Raw genomic sequence first — 23023 nt, forward strand, 5'->3', positions numbered from 1 at the left:
CGTCTTGCTCATGGTGTCTCCGGTTCGGAGCGACAGTGTCGCTCATGAGTCGGTTACACAAAAATTCGTACACCCTCAACACCAATGGGTTTCGCCTTGCTCACCCCATCCTACGTCTACGTGGCTTATGTACCTGGCAACGTCAGACGCACTTCTACACCACCCTCGATATTCCCGATCTGCAACTCCCCCCCATGCAGATCGACCACCTCCTGCACGAAGTTGAGCCCCAACCCGGTGCTCTTGCGCCCGCCATTGGGTCGGGCCAGGGAGTAGAAGCGTTCGGTCAGACGCGCCAGCGCATAGTCGGGGATGGCCTCGCTCTGGTTGAACAGGCGTAGCAACACCTGCTCGCCCTGGCGCTCGGCGGTGATACGGATCACGCCGCCGGCAGGCGTGAAATCCAGTGCGTTATCCAGCAGATTGGCCAGCGCCTGACGCAGCAGAAAGCGCTCACCCAGAACCTTCAGCCCTGCCGGCAGTGTCTGCTCGATATGCAGAGCGGCTGCCGTGATCCGTGCCTGTTGCGCCTCCAGCAGTTCCTCGACCAAGGGTGCCAGGGGCACTGCGACGCGTTCTTCCAGGCCCTGGCGCTGTTCGACCTGGGCCAGGTGCAGCAGGCGTTCGATCAGATTCTGCAACCGTGCGCTTTCCTGCTGGATATTGGCCACGAAACGCTGGCGCTGGTCGGTGGACATCTCGCCGTCGAGCAGCTCGGCAGCGCCACGGATAGCCGCCAGCGGGCTTTTCAGTTCGTGGGTCAGGGTGTGTACGTAGCGCTCGACGTAGGCCTTGCCTTCCAGCTCGATGCGCATGCGCTCGACCGCCACCGCCAGTTGCCCCAGCTCGCCGCCGCGTACCTGGGGCGGCTCGGTGCGCTGGCCCTCGCTGACGGCCTGGGCATAGCGGGTGAGTTTGCCCAGCGCGGCGCTGAGCCACCAGGACAGCAGCGCGCCGACCAGCAGGCCAAGGCCGATCAACCCGGCCCCGAGCCAGCCCAGGCGCGTTTGCGAGCGCTCGATATAGGGCTGCAGGGTGCGGTTGGGCTTGGCCACCGAGACCACGCCGATGATGCGTTCGCCATCCCTGATCGGCGCGGCCACGTACATCACCGAGGAGTCGGGGTCGTTCGGGTCTTCACGGGTCGAACGGGCGCCGTACTGGCCGCGCAGGGTTAGCAGCACATCGTTCCAACGCGAGTAGTCCTGACCGACCGCCAGGCCGCTGGAGTCGAGCAGGACGATGCCCTTGGCGTCGGTGACGTAGATGCGGTGGTTGACCTCGGCCTTGGTCAGCCCCCAGATGCTCGCCTGCGGCTGGCGCCGGCCATAGGCCTCCAGTGCGTCGTTCAGGCGGCCCTGACCGAGCGTGCCGGCCTTGAGGTCGTCACGCAGGATCTCGGCCAGCAGGTTGGCGGTATCGACCAGGGTTTCTTCGGTGCTCTGGCGCACGCCAGGGCGAATCTCATCCATCACCGTGCTGAGCACGAACCAGCCGGCGAGGCCGACGAAGAGAAAGTAGACGAGGAAGATACGAACACCCAGCGGCATGGCTCAGGCCTCGGGTTCGTAGCTGTAGCCGAGGCCGCGATGCGTCTGGATCGGCTCCTCGCGCGGAGCGATGACACGCAGCTTGGCGCGCAGGCTCTTGATATGGCTGTCGATATTGCGCTCGTAACCGGCCTCGCTGGCCACGCCGAGGGCATCGAGCAGTTGCTCGCGGGCATAGACCCGACGTGGCTGGCCGAGCAGGGTGCGCAACAGGCGAAATTCGTGGCGGGTCAGGCTCAGCGCCTGGCCGTGGTAGTGAATGCGAAAGGCCGCATCGTCGATCTGAAAGGCACCCGACGCAGTGGCGCCCGCCCCCTCACGCGGCGCCACACGCTTGAGAATGGCCTTGACCCGCGCCGCTACTTCGCGCGGGCTGAAGGGTTTGACCACGTAGTCGTCGGCGCCGCTTTCCAGGCCAACCACGCGGTCGATCTCCTCGCTGCGTGCGGTAAGGAAGATCACCGGCACTTCGGAGAAACGGCGCAGGCGCTTGCACAGCTCGAAGCCGCTGATATCGGGCAGGCCGACATCGAGAATGGCCAGGTCGAAGGCGCCGCTTTCCAGCAGTGTCAGGGCTTCGCCAGCGAGGCTCGACCACTGCGTGAGGAAGCCTTCGGCCTGCAGGGCGTAGATCAGCGTATCGGCAATCGCGGCTTCGTCTTCGACGATGAGTATCTGCGGCATCGGGCGTCCTGCACCTGTTGGGCAACGGCGGCAGACTGCCGGGGGCGGGATCATGCGTCAAGCGTGCAATCGCGTAGGGCTGGGGCAAGCCGCCAAAGGAGGGGAGCGGGTTACATCCGCCCTACGCGACAAGCGTCGCGGCGATCGCATGGATGCAGGAGGTTGAACGAAGGCCTGTCGCTCACCCGTAGCCCGGATGCAATCCGGGGAACGAACGGCACGGCTTCCCGGATTGCATCCGGGCTACTCGTTCATGGAATTTCGCCGCGAATGTACTGTTCCAGTTGACGGATCAGCTCAGCCTGTTCGGCGATGGTTTCCTTGACCAGGTCACCAATCGACAGCAGGCCGATCAGCTCGCCTTCGGCCAGCACCGGCAGGTGGCGCAGGCGCCGCTCGGTCATCAGCTGCATGCAATATTGCAGGTTGTCACGCGGGCTGACGCTGATCACCTCACGGGTCATGATCGTGTTGACCTTGGCGTCCAGCATCGAGCGGTCGGCCAGTGCCACCTTACGCACGTAATCGCGCTCACTGACGATGCCGACCATGCGTCCGCCGGAGAGCACCACGAGCGCACCAACGCCCTTTTCCGCCATGATGCGCAGCCCATCGAGCAGGGAGTCGTCCGCGTCGACGCTGTAGAGAAAGGTGTTGGACTTGGTTCTGAGCAGTTCGGCAACCGTTTTCATGCTGGGGGCTCCGCGTTGTTTGCAGTGTTTTTAGCAGAGTTGGCCAGCCAGGTCAGCCCGGTAATGTTCTACAAGCCGTTTATCGGCGACAGCAACCCGGATATTCCGGGTGCCCGCCTGCGTGGATCATGACGACCTCTGCAATCTTTCCCTGGTTTCAGCCGAGGGTGAAGCGCCCGGTATTCTGCGCCAGCCCTTCGCTGCCTCGGCGCAACTGCTCGGCGGCATGGCTGACCGCCTGAGCGCCATCGAGCAACTGTCCGGCCGCCTGGTCGACCTGCTGGATGTTGCCACTGACCTCATCGGCGGTGGCCGCCTGCTGCTCGGCGGCCGTGGCGATCTGCGCCAGGCGGTCGCTGACGCGCTGCACCGAGTCGACGATGTTCTGCAGTTCATCGCCCATGGCCAGCACGCTGCCGATGTCGCCGTCGGCCTGGCTGCAGGCTTCTTCCATCAGGGTGACCGACTGCCCGACCACGCGCTGCAGGTTGTCCACGGTCTGGGCGATTTCCTGGGTCGAGTCCTGGGTGCGCTTGGATAACGAGCGCACTTCATCGGCGACCACAGCGAAGCCTCGCCCGGCTTCCCCGGCACGCGCGGCCTCGATCGCGGCATTGAGCGCCAGCAGGTTGGTCTGCTCGGCGATGCCCTTGATCACCTCGACAACGCGGTTGATCTGCTGAGTCTGATCACGCAGTTGCTGCAACGCTGCAGCGCTTTCGCCGAGACGGCTGCTAAGGTGGCGCATGCTGGCGCTGGTGCGCTCACTGCGCTGGTTGCTGCTCAGCGCCACTTCACGGGTCTGCTGCGCCTCCACCGCTGCCTGCTCGCAGCTTTGCGCCACGCTCTGCGCGGTGGCGGCCATCTGCGTGGCGGCGGTGGCGATCTGGCTCATCTGCGCCTGCTGCTGCTCGACCGCGTCCAGCGCATCACGCGCCTGGCCACCGAGCAGTTGCACCGTGCTATCCAGTTGCTGGCTTTCGCGATTGACGCCCTGCAGTGAGTCGCGCATCTGCTCGACTGCGGTATTCAGCGCCTGGGCGATGGCGGCCAGGTCGTCACGGCCGTTGACCTCCATGCGCACGCGCAGGTCGCCGTCACGCAGACCACGCGCGGCTTCGATGATGTTGCTGGTGCTGATGCGGATCGAGGCGTTCAGGCACATCAGTACGTACATCGCCAGCAAGGTGAGCGCGATGAATGCGCCAATCACCTGGATCATCGAGTGCAGCGCCTGCTGCCGGTAATAACCGAGGCTGGCGGAGAACTGCTGATAGAGCGCTTGCTGCAGGCCCTGCAGTTGGGTTTCCAGCGCTTCGACACGTTGCACGAACTGCTCGGGCGTGAGCGCCATGGGGCTGGCCTCGAACATGTCGCGGTCGATCTGGACGAGGAAGTCGTCGAACGCCTTGAGCGAGGCATCGAAAGGCGCGCTCAGTTGGCGCATGGCCTGCGGCGCCTCGCGTGACAGGGTGATCTGCGCCTTGACCAACTGCGCCCGTTGCTCGTCCAGGCTGCGCCGCAGGTCGCGGATCAGCACCCGGCTCTGCAGGGTGAAATGCTGCGAGACCACGGCGCCATGGCCCTGAGCGGCGAAGGTGCCAAGCTGCTCGAGCAGCCGCGGCATGACGTAGGTGATCTGCTCCATCATCAGGTAGGTGTCGAGGCGCGGATCGAGAATCAGGGTGCTGTCAGTCGCCACCTGCTCACGCAGGGCGATCAGGTACAACAGCGCCTTCTGGTAGCGCTCCAGTGCATCGGGCAAGGGGACCTTGGTCAGCCCTGCAGCTCGCAGACCGTCGCGCTCGCCCTGCAGGGCCTGGAAATGCTGGCGCGCCTGATCACTGATCAGCTCGCTCTGCAGCGGCTCGGCCGCCTGCTGCAAGGCCTCATCGAGCTTGGCCTCGCGCTGCTGCAGCAAGCCTTGCGCGGCATTCTCGGTGCCTTTCCAACGCGCCAGCAGGGTGCGCTGGGCGATCAGCTCATGTTGCACCTGAGCCATACGTTCCAGCGCCTGCGCGCCTTCCACTTCGTAGTCCACGGATTGCAGGCGCGACAGGTAGTCACTGCTGATGACCCACAGCGCATAACCGAGCGGCAACGCGAACAACAGGAACACCAACTGAAACTTGTGGGCAAAACTGAAACGCTGCAGTAGCCGTACACCCGGCTTGAGTACTCCCGTCATAGCGACACCTCAACGACCTAAAGGGCCTACAGGCCTGGCAGAGAATTGCATATAGCAAAAAGCAGGCCCGGCGCCCTTATGGACAAGGAAGTCGATACTGGGCACTCAAGACGAGTGTACTGGCCAATGGGTATCAGCCTTTTCCGAAATGCGACAATTAACTCAGCATTGGGGACGATCGCGGGTGTAGCGCTCGGCTGGGTCCACCGCTGCACCAAGATCGCGCATGGCGCTGGCACCGATCAGCAGCGGATAGCTGAAGGTGCTGCGGTCGGTCAGGTTGACCTCGATGGTGCGCTCTTCCTCGCCCAGGCAGATCGGCATCTCGATCACCGGGCGCTGCGAGTAGGCGACTTCCTTGACCTCGGCGTCGCTCTCTTCGGTACGCTTCTTGATCTCGGCGATGCGTACCAGCGGGTGTTCATACACCTTGTCTTCAGCACCATCGACGGCCAGGCGGAAGCGCACCCAATCCTCACCATCGCGCTTGAAGGGTTCGATGTCCTTGGCCGATAGCGAGGCGGTCATCGCGCCGGTGTCCATCTTGGCCTTGAGAGTCTGGCCCAGAGCGGGGAGCTTGATCAGTTCGTAGCGGCCGTAAAGGTCCGGTTGTTCATCGGCCATGGTCGGCAGACTGATGGCGGCGGCCAGCAGGAGCAGAGCGTATTTCAAGGTTAGGTCCTCTCGTTTGCGGTGACCGAACCTACGACTGCCATGCGCCTGGCATGTTCCGCCAAAAGCGTTACAACGTGCTGCAAACTAGCGGCCGCGCCCTTCCAGATCCACGCCACTCCACAGCTCATCGAGCCGCTCGAAACCCCACTCCTCGGCCGATTCACGCCCGACAATGCGATCCTGGTCGGTGATCTTGCTCAGGTCGACGACGCTTTGTGGCAGCGGCAAACGCGACTTGGCCGAGAAGAACACCTTGACCCTCGGCGCCAGCAACGCCTTGGGATTCTGCTCCATGACCACCGCCAGGCGTCCACTTTGCAGACGCACCAGGGCGCCGACCGGATAGATGCCGACGGTCTTGACGAAGGCCTGGAACACCACTTCGTCGAAATGCCCTTTCCATTCGGCCATCTTGCGGATCGACTCGGCCGGGTCCCAGCCCTGCTTGTAGGGGCGATTGGACGTGATCGCGTCGTACACGTCGCAGACCGCGCCCATCTTTGCCAGCAGACTGATCTGGTCACCTTGCAGATGATGCGGATAGCCGCTGCCGTCGACCTTCTCGTGGTGATGCAGGCACACGTCGAGAACCAGAGCGCTGACCTGCTTGCTGGCAATCAGGATATTGCCGCCAGCCTCCGGGTGCCGGCGCACCTTGGCGAACTCGTTGTCGGTGAGCTTGCCGGGCTTGTCCAGCAGCTCCTGCGGTACGGCCATCTTGCCGATATCGTGCAGCAAACCGGCCAGCCCGGCCTCGCGCACAGCGGCCTCGGGCAGACCGAGCTGGCGCGCCAGGGCGATCATCAAGGCGCAGACCGCCACCGAGTGCATATAGGTGTATTCGTTGCTGTGCTTGAGCCGCGCCAGGCTGATCAGCGCATTGGGGTGGCGCATCACCGACTCGGAAATTTCCTCGACCAGCGACTCGGCCTGCTCGAACTGCAGCGCCTGGCCCATGCGCGCATCGCTGAACATGTCCATTACCGCCTGCTTGGAGCGCGCGCAGAGCTTCACCGCATTCTCCAGCTCCTGCTCCATCGACAGTGCCTTGACCTTGGGCGGCTCGATGGCCGCCAACAGGCGGGCCTCAGCCTCGCATTGGACCTCAGCCTCGGTAGCGGCATGGACACCAGCGGCGACATCGGTGCCCTTGCTGACATCGATCCACAGCTCGCTGATCGCACTATCGCGAATACGAGCGAGATCTTTTTCGGAACTGAGGAGAAATTTGGACTTCCAGAAGGGATGATCCATCCAGGAGCCGCAGAATTCCTGAATGAACATTCCGACGCGTAGATCGGCGACGGCGATCCGTTTGAGCATGGTACGTACCGGCAGGTTGAAGCGCCTTCCGTGGGCGGGATGTCCCGTGGTGACGATCATTGGCTTATAGACACTGATCTGGCAATAGGCCAGTGGGTGGAGCTTTGAGCAAATTGTTGCGCTTGCATAAGATGTCCGCTCATCGCCCGCCATGGAGTCGACATGCGCCCTCTGCTGACCGGCCTAGCCAACATCGTTTTACTGCTCGCCAACACCCTGATCCTGATCGGTCCGCTGCTGCTGATCGCCCTCGCCAAGCTCGTGTTACCCGGCCAGAGCGCCCGCGATACCTGTTCACGCGGGGTGATGTGGGTGGCCGAATTCTGGGCGGAGAACTGCAAGCGCATCTTCGCCCTGCTCACCCCGACTCACTGGGACATTCGCGGCAACGCCGAGCTGCGCAGCGACCGCTCCTACCTGGTGATCAGCAATCACCAATCCTGGGTCGACATTCCTGCCCTGGTGCAGGCGTTCAACCGCAAGACGCCCTACTTCAAGTTTTTCCTCAAGCAGCAGCTGATCTGGGTGCCCTTCCTCGGCCTGGCCTTCTGGGCACTCGATTACCCCTTCATGAAGCGCTACTCCAAGGCCTTTCTGCAGAAGAACCCGCACATGAAGGGCAAGGACCTGGAGATCACCAGGGCCGTCTGCGAGAAGTTCAAGCGCCTGCCGGTCACCGTGGTCAACTACCTGGAAGGCACCCGCTTCACCCCGGCCAAGCAGGCGCAGCAGCAGTCTCCCTACCGCTACCTGCTCAAGCCTAAAGCCGGCGGCGTGGCGTTCGTGCTCGCCACGCTGGGTGAACAGATCGACGCCGTGCTGGACGTCACGCTGGTCTATCCCGGCAAGCAGGTGCCGGGCTTCTGGGCCTTGCTCAGCGGCCAGGTGCCGAAGGTGATCATGGATATCCAGACCCTCGAACTGGACCCGGCGCTGTATCAGGGCGACTACGAGAACGACCCGGGTTTCCGCCAGCAGGTGCAGGACTGGGTATCGGACCTGTGGCTAGCCAAGGACAAACGCATCGAACGGTTGCGCAGCGAGAACCACGGCTAGCAGGAACACAGGGCCGGAGACCGTTCGGATTTCCGAATACAGCCGCACAGGTTTAGTCGGAAGGGCGAACGGGCAAGCGTCTAAAAGCATTCAGAGATGAAAATAAAACCATTAAAAATCAATTAGATACATAAATATCGAAACCCTCGAAAGTGCTGGCACACAACCTGCTCAAGTCACTACAGGAATGCAGTAGACCTTCCATGAGCAAAGTGGCGTACCCGCCATCACAACAACAACATCGAGGACTCGATTCATGCGTACCTTCCACCGTGTACTGAGCGTGGCCATTGCCGCCGCCTTCCTTTCCACTCCGGTGATCGCCGAGGAACTGACCGGCACCCTGAAGAAGATCAAGGACAGCGGCACCATCACCCTGGGCCACCGTGACTCGTCCATTCCCTTCTCCTACTTCGGCGACAACTCGCGCCAGCCGATCGGCTATTCCCATGACCTGCAGTTGAAGGTGGTCGAGGCGATCAAGCAGGAGCTGGGCTTGCCGGACCTCAAGGTGCGTTACAACCTGGTGACCTCGCAGACCCGTATCCCGCTGGTACAGAACGGCACCGTCGATCTGGAGTGCGGCTCCACCACCAACAACATCGAACGTCAGCAGCAGGTCGATTTCTCCGTTGGCATCTTCGAAGTGGGCACCCGCCTGCTGGCCAAGAAGACCAGCGGCATCAACGATTTCGACGACCTCAAAGGCAAGAACGTGGTGACCACCGCTGGTACCACCTCCGAGCGCCTGATCAAGTCGATGAACGCCGAGAAGAAGATGGGCATGAACGTGATTTCCGCCAAGGATCACGGCGAGTCCTTCCTGATGCTCGAATCCAACCGCGCCGTCGCCTTCATGATGGACGACGCCCTGCTCGCCGGCGAAATGGCCAAGGCCAAGAAGCCGGATGACTGGGCCGTGGTCGGCACCCCGCAATCCTTCGAGATCTACGGCTGCATGGTGCGCAAGGGTGACACCGGCTTCAAGCAAGTGGTCGACAAGGCCATCAGCGCCACCTTCGCCTCCGGCGAGATCAACGATATCTACAACAAGTGGTTCCAGCAGCCCGTCCCACCGAAGGGCCTGAACCTGAATTTCCCCATGAGCGACGAGCTGAAGAAGCTGATCGCCAATCCGACCGACAAATCTGCAGAACAGATCTGACGGTGATGCGCCGCCACGCTCACAAGGCGTAACGGCGCGGGGACCCCGGGGAAGCCAACGGCTTCCCCAACCTAATTCCTGACGAAGCCGAGACCGTCCGCCCAGGCGGATACGGGCAACTCTTGCCTTCGTCAAAGTAGAAACATATCCACGATCTCGCGAGCTAGAGCTATGCAAGGCAAAAGCAGATGAGGAAGCGGAGTGTGCTGTAGCACATGAGCATTCCGAATCTGCTTTTAACGCAGCAGAGCCGACGCGCAGCAGATCGTTTCCTCACGAGAGGGAATCTGTAATGAATTACAACTGGGACTGGGGCATCTACTTCAAGTCCACCGGCATCGGCAGCGAAACCTACCTGGACTGGTTCATCACCGGCCTGGGCTGGACCATCGCCATCGCCCTGGCCGGCTGGATCATCGCCCTGGCGCTGGGCTCGCTGCTCGGCGTGATGCGGACCCTGCCGAACCGCTGGCTGTCCGGCCTGGCCACCGCCTACGTGGAAATCTTCCGCAACGTGCCGCTGCTGGTGCAGCTATTCCTCTGGTACTTCCTGGTGCCGGACCTGCTGCCCGAGCCGCTGGAACTGTGGTTCAAGCAGGATCTCAACCCGGCTACCTCGGCCTACCTCTCGGTGGTGGTGTGCCTTGGCCTGTTCACCGCGGCGCGAGTCTGCGAACAGGTACGCACCGGCATCGAGGCGTTGCCCAAGGGCCAGACCGCCGCGGCCTACGCCATGGGTTTCCGCCTGCCGCAGATCTACACCAACGTGCTGTTGCCGCAGGCCTACCGCATCATCATTCCGCCGCTCACCAGCGAGTTCCTCAACATTTTCAAGAACTCCTCGGTGGCGTCGCTGATCGGCCTCATGGAGCTGCTGGCGCAGACCAAGCAGACCGCCGAATTCAGCGCCAACCTGTTCGAAGCCTTCACCCTGGCCACGCTGATCTACTTCACCTTGAACATGAGCCTGATGATGATCATGCGCATGATCGAGAAGAAGGTCGCCGTACCCGGCCTGATTTCCGTAGGGGGTAAATGATGGACTTCAGTCAGATCATCCCTGCTCTGCCGGGCCTGTGGGACGGCATGCTAGTCACCCTGCAACTGATGGTGCTGGGCGTGCTCGGCGGCGTGGTGCTGGGCACCCTGCTGGCGCTGATGCGCCTGTCGCACAGCAAGCTGCTGTCGAACATCGCCGCAACCTACGTCAACTACTTCCGCTCGATCCCGTTGCTGCTGGTGATCACCTGGTTCTATTTCGCGGTGCCGTTCATCCTGCGCTGGATCACCGGCGAGGACACCCCGGTAGGTGCGTTCAGCTCGTGCCTGGTGGCCTTCGTGATGTTCGAGGCGGCCTACTTCTGCGAGATCGTCCGCGCCGGCATCCAGGCCATCCCCAAGGGCCAGATGGGCGCTGCCTCGGCCCTGGGCATGACCTACGGGCAAAGCATGCGCCTGATCATCCTGCCGCAGGCGTTCCGCAAGATGACGCCGTTGCTGCTGCAGCAGAGCATCATCCTCTTTCAGGACACCTCGCTGGTCTACACCGTGGGCCTGATGGACTTCCTCAACGCCGCTCGTTCGCGTGGCGATATCATCGGCCAGCCCCATGAATTTCTGATCTTCGCCGGCCTGGTCTACTTCACCATCAGCTTCGCCGCCTCGCGCCTGGTCAAGCTCCTGCAAAAAAGGTTAGCCGTATGATTTCCATCCAGAACGTCAACAAGTGGTACGGGGACTTCCAGGTGCTGACCAATTGCAGCACCGAGGTGAAGAAAGGCGAAGTGGTCGTGGTGTGCGGGCCGTCCGGTTCGGGCAAGTCGACTCTGATCAAGTGCGTCAACGCACTGGAGCCCTTCCAGCAGGGCGACATCAACGTCGACGGCACCTCCATCGCCGACAAGAAGACCAACCTGCCCAAACTGCGCTCGCGCGTTGGCATGGTGTTCCAGCACTTCGAGCTGTTCCCGCACCTGACCATCACCGAGAACCTGACCATCGCGCAGATCAAGGTGCTCGGTCGCAGCAAGGCCGAGGCCGAGAAGAAGGGCCTGGCCCTGCTCGACCGCGTCGGCCTGGCCGCCCATGCGCACAAGCACCCGGGTCAGCTCTCCGGTGGTCAGCAACAGCGCGTCGCCATTGCCCGTGCGCTGGCCATGGACCCGGTGGTGATGCTGTTCGATGAACCGACCTCGGCGCTCGACCCGGAGATGGTCAACGAGGTGCTCGACGTCATGGTGCAGCTCGCTCACGAGGGCATGACCATGATGTGCGTGACCCACGAGATGGGCTTCGCCCGCAAAGTCGCCGACCGGGTGATCTTCATGGACGCTGGACAGATCGTCGAGGACTGCCCCAAGGAAGAGTTCTTCGGCGACATCAACGCCCGCTCCGAGCGCGCCCAGCAGTTCCTGGCGAAGATCCTCCAGCACTGACCTGTCGCGCCTGGCGTAGCCCGGATGCAATCCGGGGATGACCGTTCACGGCTTCCCGTATTGCATCCGGGCTACACATCCACATATCTGGCCAGTCTGGGGAGGACTATGATGCAATGCCTGCCCGCCCCTCCTCGCGCCGATCTGACCGTGAAACCGCGCCTGCTCCGTCACCTGTCGCTGATTCTGCTGTTCCTGCTGCTGGTGCTCGGCTGCGGCTACGCCGGCTATCACATCAGCGATCGCGCCGGCATCCGTACGCTGGCCGAGAACGGTGAGCGCCAGCTGGAGCTAAACGCCCGGGCCGTCGAAAGCGAAATCACCAAGTACACCTACCTGCCCAGCCTGCTGGAGCTGGAGGGCAACGTCTCGCGCCTGCTACTGACGCCCACGGCCTACCGCCGTCATCACGTCAACGTGTACCTGCAGGGCCTCAACGAGCGCAGCGGCAGCCTGGCCATCTACGTGCTCGACCCGGACGGCCGGGTGATCGCCACCAGTAACTGGGACGAGGCCGACAGCTACCTGGGCGAAGACCTGGCGTTCCGCGCCTATTACCAGGACGCCATCAAAGGCCGCCCGGGCCGCTTCTATGGCATCGGCAGCACCACCGGCGAACCCGGTTACTACCTGGCCCATGGCCTGCGCGACGGCGATCGCATCATCGGCGTGGCGGTGGTCAAGGTACGGCTCGACGCGCTTGAAGAACGTTGGCAGCGCGCGCTGCTGGAAGCCTATGTCAGCGACGAGAACGGCATCATCATCCTCGCCAGCGATCCGATGGTGCGCTTGAAATCCGTGCGCCCGCTCGACGAAGCCACCAAGGAGCGCCTGGCGCGCAGCCTGCAGTACCACTGGGCGGCGCTGGAAGAACTGCAATTGTTCAACCGCTCACCAGTGGACGACGGCATCGAACAGGTCAGCTTCGCCACCGCCGGCGTACCTGCCAACTACCTGCTGCAGACCCGCCGTCTGGAAGACACGCCCTGGCATCTGACCCTGCTCAGCCCGCTGCAGGAACAGCGCAGCGCAGCCATGAGCCACGGCATGCTGGCGGCAGTGGCGGCCGCCCTGCTGGCCTTTCTGCTGATTGCCTGGAACGAGCGGCGCAAGGTCATCGCCACCCGCCTGGCCGCCCGCGAGGCGCTGCAGGCGGCCAACGACGAACTGGAACGCAAGATCACCGAGCGCACGGCCGATCTGCAGGCCAGCAATGAACGCCTGCAGGCCGAGGTGCGCGAGCGCGAGCAGGCCGAAACCACCTTGCGCCAGGCTCAGGACGAACTGGTGCAGGCTGGCAAGCTGGCGGTGATCGGGCAGATGTCCACCAGCATCGCCCACGAGCTGAACCAGCCACTGGCGGCGCTGCGTACGCTGTCCGGCAACACCGTGCGCTTCCTCCAGCGCGGCGCCCTGGATGTCGCCAGCAGCAATCTGCAGAACATTGGCGAACTGGTCGACCGCATGGGCAAGATCACCGGCAGTCTGCGCGCCTTCGCCCGCCGTGCCGGCGATAGCGGCGAGGCCTCGTTGAGCCAGGCGGTCGACGCCGCCATCATGCTCCTTCACCCGCGCCTGCAACGTACCAGCATGACCATTCATCGCGACTATCTACACCCAGAGCAGGCCGACGTACGCCTGGCCATCGAACAGATTCGCCTGGAGCAGATTCTGGTCAATCTGATCAGCAACGCCCTCGACGCCATGCGCAACCAGGTCGACCGCCAGCTGTGGCTGAGCGGTACGGCGGATGCCGACGGCTACCAGTTGGAAGTGCGCGACAACGGCCCTGGCATCGCTCCGGAAACCCGTGCGCACCTGTTCGAGCCGTTCTTCACCACCAAACCCGGTGAACAGGGTCTGGGCCTCGGCCTGACCCTGTCCGCCAGCCTGGCCGCAGCAGCAGGCGGCAGCCTCACCGTACGCCACCCGGACGAGGGCGGTACCGCCTTTATCCTCAGCCTGCCCTACCCGCGGGAGCCCAAAGCATGAGCGACAGCCTCACCGTCCTGATCGTCGAGGACGATCCCCATGTGCTGCTCGGTTGCCAGCAGGCACTGGCCCTGGAAGACATCGACAGCATCGGTGTAGGCAGCGCCGAAGAAGCCCTGCAGCGCGGCGACGAGGACTTCGCCGGCATCGTCATCAGCGACATCCGCCTGCCCGGCATCGACGGCCTGGAACTGCTTACCCGCCTCAAGCAGCGCGACCCGAGCCTGCCGGTGGTGCTGATTACCGGCCACGGCGACATCGGTATGGCGGTCAATGCGATGCGTGACGGTGCCTACGACTTCATGGAGAAACCCTTCTCCCCCGAGCGCCTGGTCGACGTCGTGCGCCGCGCTCTGGAACAGCGCAGCCTGGCCCGCGAGGTCAGCGCCCTGCGCCGCCAACTGGCCGGACGCCAGGCACTGGAGCAGCGCATCATCGGCCGCTCGCCGGCCATGCAGCAGCTGCGCGAACTGATCGCCAACGTCGCCGACACCAACGCCAACGTGCTGATCGAGGGCGAGACCGGCACCGGCAAGGAACTGGTCGCGCGCTGCCTGCACGACTTCAGCCGGCGGCAAAGCAAGCAGTTCGTCGCACTGAACTGCGGCGGCCTGCCGGAGAGCCTGTTCGAGAGCGAGATCTTCGGCCACGAAGCCCACGCCTTCACCGGCGCCGGCAAGCGGCGCATCGGCAAGATCGAACACGCCGACGGCGGCAGCCTGTTCCTCGACGAGATCGAGAGCATGCCGCTGGGACTGCAGATCAAACTGCTGCGCGTGCTGCAGGAACACAGCCTGGAACGCCTCGGCTCGAACCAGTCGATCAACGTCGACTGCCGGGTGATCGCCGCCACCAAATCCGACCTCGATGAGCTGGGCAGACGCGGTGAGTTTCGCAGCGACCTCTACTACCGGCTCAACGTGGTGACCCTGGAACTGCCGCCGCTACGCGAACGCCGCGAGGACATCGCTCTGCTGTTCGAGCACTTCCTGCAACTCGCCGCGCTGCGTTTCGACCGTGGCACACCGGAGCTGGAACGGCACACCCTGGCCGCGCTGACCGCACACGACTGGCCGGGCAACGTGCGCGAACTGCGCAACGTCGCCGAGCGCTTCGCCCTCGGCTTGCCGGTATTCAAGAAAAGCGGCCAGGCCGACAGCAACGCGCTGGGCTTCAGCGAAGCCGTGGAGGCCTTTGAGCGCAACCTGCTGGGCGCGGCCCTGGAGCGCCACGCCGGCAACCTCAGCCAGGCTGCGCAGGCACTGGGCCTGGCCAAGACCACGCTGTTCGACAAGGTGAAGAAGTACGGGCTGCAATAACTGCTGTCCCCGTAGGAGCGGCTTAAGCCGCGAAAAGAAATGACCGCAACGGCCTCATGCCGAACAAAGAGGGAGCCCGCAGGCTCCCGAAAGAAGACGCCAACAACTGCGCCTTTGCCGTGAAAGTTAGCGACCTGGGATTAAACCCAGGTCACGCCGTCACGCTGCACTGAAGGTCTTGTGCGGGTCGATGACGAATTTCTTCGGCACGCCAGCATCGAACTCGCCGTAACCGCGCGGCGCGTCGTCCAGGCTGATGACCTGCACGCCGACCACTTCGGCGATGTTGATGCGATCCCACATGATGGCCTGCATCAGCGCGCGGTTGTATTTCATCACCGGCGTCTGGCCGGTGTGGAAGCTGTGCGACTTGGCCCAACCGAGGCCGAAGCGAATGCTCAAGGAGCCGATCTTCGCAGCGGCATCCACCGCGCCCGGATCTTCGGTCACGTACAGGCCAGGAATACCGATCTTGCCGGCTACGCGCACGACGCCCATCAGCGAGTTGAGCACCGTTGCCGGCGCCTCCTGCTGGGCACCGGCATGGCCGTGACCACGGGCTTCGAAGCCCACGGCGTCAACCGCGCAATCCACTTCCGGCTCACCCAGCAGATCAGCGATCTGCTCGTGCAATGGGGTGTCCTTGGACAGATCGGCGATTTCGAACCCTTGAGCCTTGGCATGAGCGAGGCGCGTTGGGTTGACGTCACCGACGATCACCACCGCAGCACCGAGCAGACGCGCCGAGGCGGCAGCCGCCAGACCGACCGGACCCGCGCCGGCGATATACACCGTACTGCCTGGCCCAACGCCGGCAGTGACCGCGCCGTGGTAGCCGGTGGGCAGGATGTCGGATAGGCAGGTCAGGTCGCGGATTTTCTCCATGGCCCTGTCGCGATCCGGCAGCTTGAGCAGGTTGAAGTCGGCATAAGGCACCAGCACGTACTCGGCCTGGCCGCCGGTCCAGTCGCCCATGTCGACGTAGCCGTAGGCACCGCCGGCACGCGCCGGGTTGACGGTCAGGCAGACGCCGGTGTGCTGTTCCTTGCAGGAACGACAGCGGCCGCAGGCCACGTTGAAGGGCACCGATACCAGATCACCGATCTGCAGGCGTTCGACGTCGCGGCCCTTCTCGATCACCTCACCGGTGATCTCGTGGCCCAGCACCAGGCCGACCTGCGCGGTGGTACGACCACGCACCATGTGCTGGTCGGAGCCGCAGATATTGGTGGAAACGACTTTAAGGATGACCCCGTGCTCGATCTTCTTGCCGCGCGGGTCCTGCATTTTCGGGTAGTCGATCTTCTGTACTTCGACCTTGCCCGTACCGAGATAAACCACACCACGATTACCAGACATGCGTAACTCTCCTTTCTTGTTGTGGACACAAGACGCGACCGACTGGCCGCGCGGCCTTGCACTGGAGCTTGTTGCGTCTGTTGCCGGAAACCGCCGGTGAAACCTGGCAGGGCGATTTCCGTAGGGTGCGCTATGCGCACCGATGTTCTTGCGTTGACTGCCGGTGCGCACACACCGAATAGCGAACGTAGGGTGGGCTTTAGCCCACCAAAAGCGTTTTCCGTTGCGACTCCGTTTGTAGGGTTGGCCGGGCGGCGTTCAGCTTTAGCCCACCGAAAAGCCTGTGGGCTGAAGCCCACCCTACAGCCGGGTAGCCGCGTGATCAGGCGTTAAGCACCACCGTGCGGTTGGCGTTAAGGAACACGCGGCGCTCGATGTGATAACCGACCGCGCGGGCCAGGGTCAGGCATTCGATGTCGCGGCCCTTGGCGATCAGGTCTTCGGGGTAGTGGGCGTGATCCACCGCCTCCACGCCCTGGGCGATGATCGGCCCCTCGTCGAGGTCGTTGTTGATGTAGTGCGCCGTGGCGCCAACCAGCTTGACGCCCTTCTGGTAGGCCTGGTGATAGGGCTTGGCGCCCTTGAAACCAGGCAACAGCGAGTGGTGGATGTTGATCGCCCAGCCGTCCAGCTTGCGGCACAGCTCGGGCGACAGCACCTGCATGTAGCGGGCGAGCACCACCAGCTCCGCGCCGGTATCCTCGATCACCTGTAGCACCTTGCGCTCTTGCGCCGGCTTGTCGGCCGGGTCGAGCGGAAAATGGTGGTAGGGAATGCCGTGCCAGCGCGCCAGCGGCTCGAGGTCGGGATGGTTGGACACCACCGCCACCACGTCCATGGCCAGTTGGCCGATACGCTGGCGATACAGCAGGTCATGCAGGCAGTGGTCGGCCTTGGACACCATCAATACCACCTTGGCGCGGTAGCCCGGCGCGGTCAGCTCGACCTGCATGTCGAAGGGCGCCAGACGCTCGGCAACCCCAGCGCGGAAGGCAGCTTCATCGAAGTCCTGCGGTTGGCGGAACTCGACGCGGATGAAGAAGCGCGAGGACAACCGATCGTCGAAGCTGTGATGCTCGGTGACGTAGCAGCGCTGCTCGAAGAGAAAGCGCGTGACCGCGTCCACGGTGCCGAGCACGCTCGGACAATGGGCGGTGAGAATCCAGGTGTCGGGGGTGCGGCTCATAACAAACTCCGATGATTTTCACCCCTCTCCCGCTTGCGGGAGAGGGGCCGGGGGAGAGGGCCGCCGGTACAACGCTATCCGCCCTTCCCCTCTCCCCAGAGGGGAGAGGGAGCCGTTCGATATCAGGCCTCGACCGCCAACCCATACTCGGCGCTGGCATCCTGCAGCCACAGCCAGAAGTAGTCGGAGAAGCTGCGGCGAATTACCAGTTCCCAGGTCTCCTCGCCGGTATGGCGGATCACCAGCTGCGACTTGGCGAACACGGTGCCCACCGCCTTGCCCACCGGGAAATTACTCGGGTGCACGTCGTAGCTGGTGGACTTCATCAGCAGCTCGCGCACCTTCGGCCCGGACAGCTCCAGCAGGGTCTGCCCGCCGCTGACGTTGACCACCGAGATATGCTGGCCATCCAGCGCATCGCGCAGCCGACGCTCGACCTCGAACTCGCTGCCGCCGGGCACGATCAGCAGCCACTCGTCCGGGCCCAGCCACTGCAACGAGGTGTCGCCGTCGGCGACCAGGGTCAGCGCCACCGGCAGCTCCAGGCCCAGGGCCTTGTGCACGCCGCCGGAGAAACCAGCGTCCTTGGCATCCCCGCGAATGACCAGGTGCCCGCGCAGTTTCTTCTCGCGCAGGGTGATGCCGGCGTTCTTGCGACCCTTGCCGACCAGCTCATGCAGGCCGGCGTGATGCAGCGGCGACTGCCCGGCGATGTCGGCGGGACGTTGTTGGTAGACGTTGACGTTAGACATTCTGGCGATCCCCTTTCGGGTCATAGAACACGGAGCTGCAGATTTCGGCTTCGATCAGGCTGCCATCGGCCAGCGGCGCGAACACACGCTCGCCCATGCGCTTGAGGCCGCCCTTGACCACCGCCATGGCGAAGCTGTACCCCATCGCCGCGCTCATGTAGCTGGAGGTGACGTGACCGACCATCTGCATCGGGATGGACTGTTTCGAGTCGAACACCAGTTGCGCGCCTTCCGGCAGCACCTGGTTCGGATTGACCGGTTTCAACCCCACAAGCTGTTTGCGGTCTTCGCGCAGGCAGTCGTCGCGGTTCATGCCGCGCTTGCCGATCCAGGAGAACGGCTTGGTGCGACCAACGCACCAGCCCATGTTCAGATCGTCCGGGGTCACCGAGGCGTCGGTATCCTGACCGACGATGATGAAGCCCTTCTCCGCCCGCAGCACGTGCATGGTCTCGGTGCCGTAGGGGGTCAGGTCGAACTCCTTGCCGGCTTCGATGATCTGCTCCCACACGCCCAGGGCGTAGTCGGCCTGCACGTTCACTTCGTAGCTCAGCTCGCCGGTGAAGGAGATGCGGAACACCCGCGCCGGCACGCCGCCGACCAGGCCTTCCTTCCAGCTCATGAAGGGGAAGGCGTCCTTGTCCAGATCGATGTCGGTGACCTTGGCCAGCAGCTTGCGGCTGTTGGGGCCGGACAGGGTCATGGTCGCCCAGTGGTCGGTGACCGAGGTGAAGTACACCTTCAGCTCCGGCCATTCGGTCTGGTGGTAGATCTCCAGCCACTCCATCACACGGGCAGCGCCGCCGGTGGTGGTGGTCATGACGAAATGGTTGTCGGCCAGACAGGCGGTGACGCCGTCGTCGAAGACCATGCCGTCTTCCTTGCACATCAGGCCGTAGCGCGCCTTGCCCACGTCCAACTTGGTCCAGGCGTTGGTGTAGACGCGGTTGAGGAACTCACGGGCATCCGCGCCCTGGATGTCGATCTTGCCCAGGGTCGAGGCATCGAGAATACCCACGCTGTTGCGCACGGCCAGGCACTCACGGGCCACAGCGGCATGCAGGTCCTCGCCATTTTTCGGGAAGTACCAGGGGCGCTTCCACTGGCCAACGTCCTCGAACTCGGCACCGTTCTTCAGGTGCCAGGCCTGCATCGCGGTGTAGCGCTTGGCATCGAACAGCTCACCACAGTGGCGACCGGCCACGGCGCCGAAAGTCACAGGCGTGTAATTCGGACGGAACATGGTGGTGCCCATTTGCACGATGCTGATGCCCATCGAACGCGCGGCGATGGCCAGGCCGTTGATGTTGCCCAGCTTGCCCTGGTCGGTGCCGAAGCCCAGTGCGGTGTAGCGTTTGACGTGCTCGACCGACTCGAAGCCCTCACGCGTCGCCAGCTCGATACCGGCGGCGGTGACGTCGTTCTGCAGGTCGACGAACTGCTTGGGCGCACGCGCCGTTGACTTGTCGTGCGGCACTTGGAACAGCGCCAGCATCGGCTCTTCCTGGCGCGCCTCGGCCTGCGGCAGGCTGCCGCTGACGGCCTTGTAACCAGCCTCGGCAGCTGCCTTGGCGCCGGCCTCGAAACCATTGGCGAGCACGTCGCCGAGGGCGAACACGCCATTCACCGCACCGGCGTCGATGCGCTGCTGGATACCGTTACCCGGCCCCGGCACGAAACCGAGGATGTCTTCACGCCACTCCGGGCGACCGCCCAGGTGCGAAGCCAGGTGCACTACCGGGCTATAGCCGCCGGAGCTGACGATCAGGTCGCAGTCGACCACTTCGCCGGGGCTGGTGACCTTGTGTGCCTTGGTATCGATGGCGCAGATACGCGCGCCTGTCACGCGCTTGCTGCCGCGCGCCTCGACCACCGCGCTGCCGGTGAGGATCCGCACGCCACGTGCACGTGCTTCCTCGACCCAGGCGCCGCGCGGGTTGCTGCGTGCATCGGCGACAGCCACCACCTTGCGCCCGGCATCGAGCCAGTCGAGCACCACGCGGTAGGCATAATCGTTGTTGGTCGACAGCACCAGTTCCTGCCCAGGTGCCACGCCATAACGGCGGACGTAGGTCGACACGGCGCCAGCCAGCATGTTGCCGGGCACATCGTTGTTGGCGTACACCAGCGGCCGCTCGTGGGCGCCACTGGCCAACACCACGCGCTTGGCACGCACGCGGTGCATGCGCTGACGGGCCTGGCCCATCGGAGCGACTTCACCGAGGTGATCGGTCAGACGCTGATGGATGGTGAGGAAGTTGTGGTCGTGGTAACCGTTGACCGTGGCGCGTGGCAGCAGGGTGACTTCCGGCAGCGTCTTCAGCTCGGCGATGGCCTGCGCTACCCATTCGGCGGCAGGCTTGCCATCCAGGGCTTCGCGGGTGTCGAGCAGGCTGCCACCGAACTCTTCCTGTTCATCGGCGAGGATTACCCGCGCACCGCTACGGCCGGCAGCCAGCGCGGCGGCGAGACCGGCAGGGCCGGCGCCGACGATCAGCACGTCGCAGTGCTGGTTCATCTGATCATATATATCCGGATCAACCTCGGTGGGCGAACGGCCCAGGCCTGCGGCCTTACGGATGTACTTCTCGTAGGTCATCCACAGGTTCTGCGGATACATGAAAGTCTTGTAGTAGAAACCGGGCGGCATCATGCCTCCGCCGACCTTGCCGAGGATGCCCATCAGGTCGGTGTTGACGCTCGGCCAGCCGTTGGTGCTGCTGGCCACCAGGCCGCTGTAAAGCGCCTGCTGGGTGGCACGCACGTTGGGAATCTGCGCCGCCTCGCTGGAGCCGATCTGCAACACGGCGTTGGGCTCTTCGGCGCCAGCCGCGACGATGCCGCGTGGACGCGAATACTTGAAGCTGCGACCGACGATGTCGACGCCGTTGGCCAGCAACGCGGCGGCCAGGCTGTCGCCGGCGAAGCCCTGATAGGTCTGGCCATTGAAGGTGAAGCTCAGCGCCTGGCTGCGGTCGATGCGACCACCCTTGGCAAGACGATTGACCTGGCTCATGCCGTTACTCCTTCTGCCACGGCTTGCTTGTCGGTGGCCGCGGCCGCGGTGACCGAAGGCTTCTCGCCGACCTTGTAGGTCTCGAGGATCTCGTAGGTCACGGTGTGGCGGGTGACGTTGAAATACTTGCGGCAGCCGGCCGCGTGCACCCACAGCTCGTGGTGAATGCCGCGCGGGTTGTCGCGGAAGAACATGTACTCGCCCCACTGCGCATCACTGCAGGCATCGGGATCGAGCGGGCGCGCGATGTGCGCCTGGCCCTTGGCGTGGAATTCCTCTTCGGAGCGCAGTTCGCCACAGTAGGGGCAGAAGAAGTGCAGCATGGCGGGTCTCCTTAGTGAGCCACGGCAGCGGCGCCGTGCTCGTCGATCAGTGCGCCGGTGTGGAAACGGTCAATGGAGAACGGCTTGGCCAGCGGGTGCATCTCACCCTTGGCCAGGCTAGCGGCGAAGACGTGGCCCGAACCCGGCGTGGCCTTGAAGCCACCGGTACCCCAACCGCAGTTGAAGAACAGGTTGTCCACCGGGGTCTTGGAGATGATCGGACAGGCGTCAGGGCAGGTGTCGACGATGCCGCCCCACTGGCGGTTCATGCGCACCCGCGAGAGCACCGGGAACATCTCGACGATGGCCTGCAGGGTGTGCTCGATGGTGTGGTAGGAGCCGCGTTGGCCGTAGCCGTTGTAGCCGTCGATGCCGGCACCGATGACCAGGTCGCCCTTGTCCGACTGGCTGATGTAGCCATGCACGGCGTTGGACATGATCACGCTGTCGATGATCGGTTTGATCGGCTCGGACACCAGCGCCTGCAGCGGGTGCGATTCCAGTGGCAGGCGGAAGCCGGCGAGCCCCGCCATGTGCCCGGAGTTACCGGCAGTGACCACGCCGACGCGCTTGGCGCCGATGAAACCCTTGTTGGTCTCCACCCCGATCACCGCACCGTTCTGCTTGCGGAAACCGATCACCTCGGTGTTCTGGATCAGATCGACACCGAGGGCATCGGCGGCACGTGCGTAGCCCCAGGCCACGGCGTCGTGACGGGCGACGCCACCGCGACGCTGTACGGTGGAACCCATCACCGGATAACGGGTGTTCTTGCTGCAATCGAGGTAGGGAATCTCCGCCTCGACCTGCTTGGCATCCAGCAGTTCGCCATCCACGCCATTGAGGCGGTTGGCGCTGACGCGACGCTCGGCGTCACGCATGTCCTGCAGGGTGTGGCAGAGGTTGTAGACACCGCGCTGGGAGAACATGACGTTGTAGTTGATGTCCTGCGACAGCCCTTCCCACAACTTCATCGCGTGCTCGTAGAGCTGCGCGGACTCGTCCCACAGGTAGTTGGAACGCACGATGGTGGTGTTGCGCGCGGTGTTGCCGCCGCCGAGCCAGCCCTTCTCCACCACCGCGACGTTCTTCACGCCGAACTCCTTGGCCAGGTAATAGGCCGTGGCCAGACCATGGCCACCACCGCCGACGATGATCACGTCGTACACCGGCTTGGGCGTCGGGTTACGCCACATGCGCTGCCAGTTCTCATGGTGGCTGAACGAGTGCTTGAACAGGCCGAAGCCGGAATAACGTTGCATGGGCATGCTCCAGGGTTCTACTCCCCTCTCAGCGTTACGCGAGAGG

At 63.7% G+C, this 23023-nt stretch carries 19 protein-coding genes; 7 read left to right on the forward strand and 12 right to left on the reverse strand.

All coding sequences use genetic code 11. The features are described from left to right. Positions 1–125: 125 nt before the first annotated feature. The 6 genes from creC to EGJ86_RS19860 all read right to left on the reverse strand — a co-directional run bounded on the left by creC (position 126) and on the right by EGJ86_RS19860 (position 7112). Complete coding sequence (gene creC, locus EGJ86_RS19835; RefSeq protein ID WP_125836345.1) at positions 126–1550, reverse strand: two-component system sensor histidine kinase CreC; 1425 nt, start codon at positions 1548–1550, stop codon at positions 126–128. A 3-nt stretch (positions 1551–1553) separates the two neighbouring features. Continuing rightward, entirely contained in the window at positions 1554–2234 is a 681-nt protein-coding gene (gene creB, locus EGJ86_RS19840; protein WP_125836346.1) for a two-component system response regulator CreB, read from the reverse strand. Positions 2235–2485: 251 nt separating this feature from the next. Further along, positions 2486–2926 carry a CBS domain-containing protein gene (locus tag EGJ86_RS19845; protein WP_125836347.1) on the reverse strand — a complete coding sequence of 147 codons (441 nt, stop codon included), beginning with the start codon at positions 2924–2926 and terminating at the stop codon, positions 2486–2488. Between the two features lie 157 nt (positions 2927–3083). Beyond that, positions 3084–5114, reverse strand: a complete 2031-nt coding sequence (locus EGJ86_RS19850) for a methyl-accepting chemotaxis protein (RefSeq protein ID WP_125836348.1) — start codon at positions 5112–5114, stop codon at positions 3084–3086. Positions 5115–5276: 162 nt separating this feature from the next. Further along, positions 5277–5786 carry an ATP-dependent zinc protease gene (locus EGJ86_RS19855; RefSeq protein WP_099525906.1) on the reverse strand — a complete coding sequence of 170 codons (510 nt, stop codon included), beginning with the start codon at positions 5784–5786 and terminating at the stop codon, positions 5277–5279. An 87-nt stretch (positions 5787–5873) separates the two neighbouring features. Then, the gene (locus tag EGJ86_RS19860; RefSeq protein WP_125836349.1) at positions 5874–7112 is read right to left on the reverse strand and encodes an HD-GYP domain-containing protein; all 1239 of its coding nucleotides are present in this window, start codon (positions 7110–7112) and stop codon (positions 5874–5876) included. A gap of 162 nt (positions 7113–7274) precedes the next feature. Here EGJ86_RS19860 and EGJ86_RS19865 point away from each other — a divergent pair, with 162 nt between their 5' ends. From EGJ86_RS19865 to EGJ86_RS19895, 7 genes are all read left to right on the forward strand, one after another. Further along, a complete protein-coding gene (locus EGJ86_RS19865) occupies positions 7275–8168 on the forward strand; it encodes an acyltransferase (protein ID WP_125836350.1) in 894 nt (297 codons plus the stop codon). A 256-nt stretch (positions 8169–8424) separates the two neighbouring features. Next, positions 8425–9333 carry a glutamate/aspartate ABC transporter substrate-binding protein gene (locus tag EGJ86_RS19870; RefSeq protein ID WP_125836351.1) on the forward strand — a complete coding sequence of 303 codons (909 nt, stop codon included), beginning with the start codon at positions 8425–8427 and terminating at the stop codon, positions 9331–9333. Positions 9334–9625: 292 nt separating this feature from the next. Beyond that, entirely contained in the window at positions 9626–10372 is a 747-nt protein-coding gene (locus EGJ86_RS19875) for an amino acid ABC transporter permease (protein WP_013717486.1), read from the forward strand. Next, a complete protein-coding gene (locus EGJ86_RS19880) occupies positions 10369–11037 on the forward strand; it encodes an amino acid ABC transporter permease (RefSeq protein WP_166432422.1) in 669 nt (222 codons plus the stop codon). The genes EGJ86_RS19875 and EGJ86_RS19880 overlap by 4 nt, the downstream gene beginning before the upstream one ends. After that, a complete protein-coding gene (locus EGJ86_RS19885; protein WP_037005476.1) occupies positions 11034–11768 on the forward strand; it encodes an amino acid ABC transporter ATP-binding protein in 735 nt (244 codons plus the stop codon). The genes EGJ86_RS19880 and EGJ86_RS19885 overlap by 4 nt, the downstream gene beginning before the upstream one ends. A 108-nt stretch (positions 11769–11876) precedes the next feature. Next, complete coding sequence (locus tag EGJ86_RS19890; RefSeq protein ID WP_125836352.1) at positions 11877–13760, forward strand: ATP-binding protein; 1884 nt, start codon at positions 11877–11879, stop codon at positions 13758–13760. Continuing rightward, the gene (locus EGJ86_RS19895; protein ID WP_125836353.1) at positions 13757–15079 is read left to right on the forward strand and encodes a sigma-54 dependent transcriptional regulator; all 1323 of its coding nucleotides are present in this window, start codon (positions 13757–13759) and stop codon (positions 15077–15079) included. The genes EGJ86_RS19890 and EGJ86_RS19895 overlap by 4 nt, the downstream gene beginning before the upstream one ends. A 159-nt stretch (positions 15080–15238) precedes the next feature. Here the strand turns inward: EGJ86_RS19895 and fdhA are convergent, their stop codons facing one another. The 6 genes from fdhA to EGJ86_RS19925 form a co-directional block, all read right to left on the reverse strand. After that, on the reverse strand, positions 15239–16438 hold the full coding sequence (fdhA, locus tag EGJ86_RS19900) for a formaldehyde dehydrogenase, glutathione-independent (RefSeq protein WP_125836354.1): 1200 nt from the start codon (positions 16436–16438) through the stop codon (positions 15239–15241). A gap of 322 nt (positions 16439–16760) precedes the next feature. Continuing rightward, positions 16761–17624, reverse strand: a complete 864-nt coding sequence (gene purU, locus EGJ86_RS19905; protein WP_125836355.1) for a formyltetrahydrofolate deformylase — start codon at positions 17622–17624, stop codon at positions 16761–16763. A gap of 122 nt (positions 17625–17746) precedes the next feature. Continuing rightward, entirely contained in the window at positions 17747–18376 is a 630-nt protein-coding gene (locus tag EGJ86_RS19910) for a sarcosine oxidase subunit gamma (protein ID WP_125836356.1), read from the reverse strand. Then, positions 18369–21392 carry a sarcosine oxidase subunit alpha gene (locus EGJ86_RS19915; protein WP_125836357.1) on the reverse strand — a complete coding sequence of 1008 codons (3024 nt, stop codon included), beginning with the start codon at positions 21390–21392 and terminating at the stop codon, positions 18369–18371. Before EGJ86_RS19915 ends, EGJ86_RS19910 begins: the two co-directional genes overlap by 8 nt. Then, positions 21389–21715 carry a sarcosine oxidase subunit delta gene (locus EGJ86_RS19920; protein WP_125836358.1) on the reverse strand — a complete coding sequence of 109 codons (327 nt, stop codon included), beginning with the start codon at positions 21713–21715 and terminating at the stop codon, positions 21389–21391. Before EGJ86_RS19920 ends, EGJ86_RS19915 begins: the two co-directional genes overlap by 4 nt. An 11-nt stretch (positions 21716–21726) precedes the next feature. After that, positions 21727–22977, reverse strand: a complete 1251-nt coding sequence (locus EGJ86_RS19925) for a sarcosine oxidase subunit beta (RefSeq protein WP_125836359.1) — start codon at positions 22975–22977, stop codon at positions 21727–21729. Positions 22978–23023: the final 46 nt, after the last annotated feature.

Source organism: Pseudomonas sp. o96-267 (genome assembly GCF_003935465.1).
GTDB lineage: Bacteria > Pseudomonadota > Gammaproteobacteria > Pseudomonadales > Pseudomonadaceae > Aquipseudomonas > Aquipseudomonas sediminis.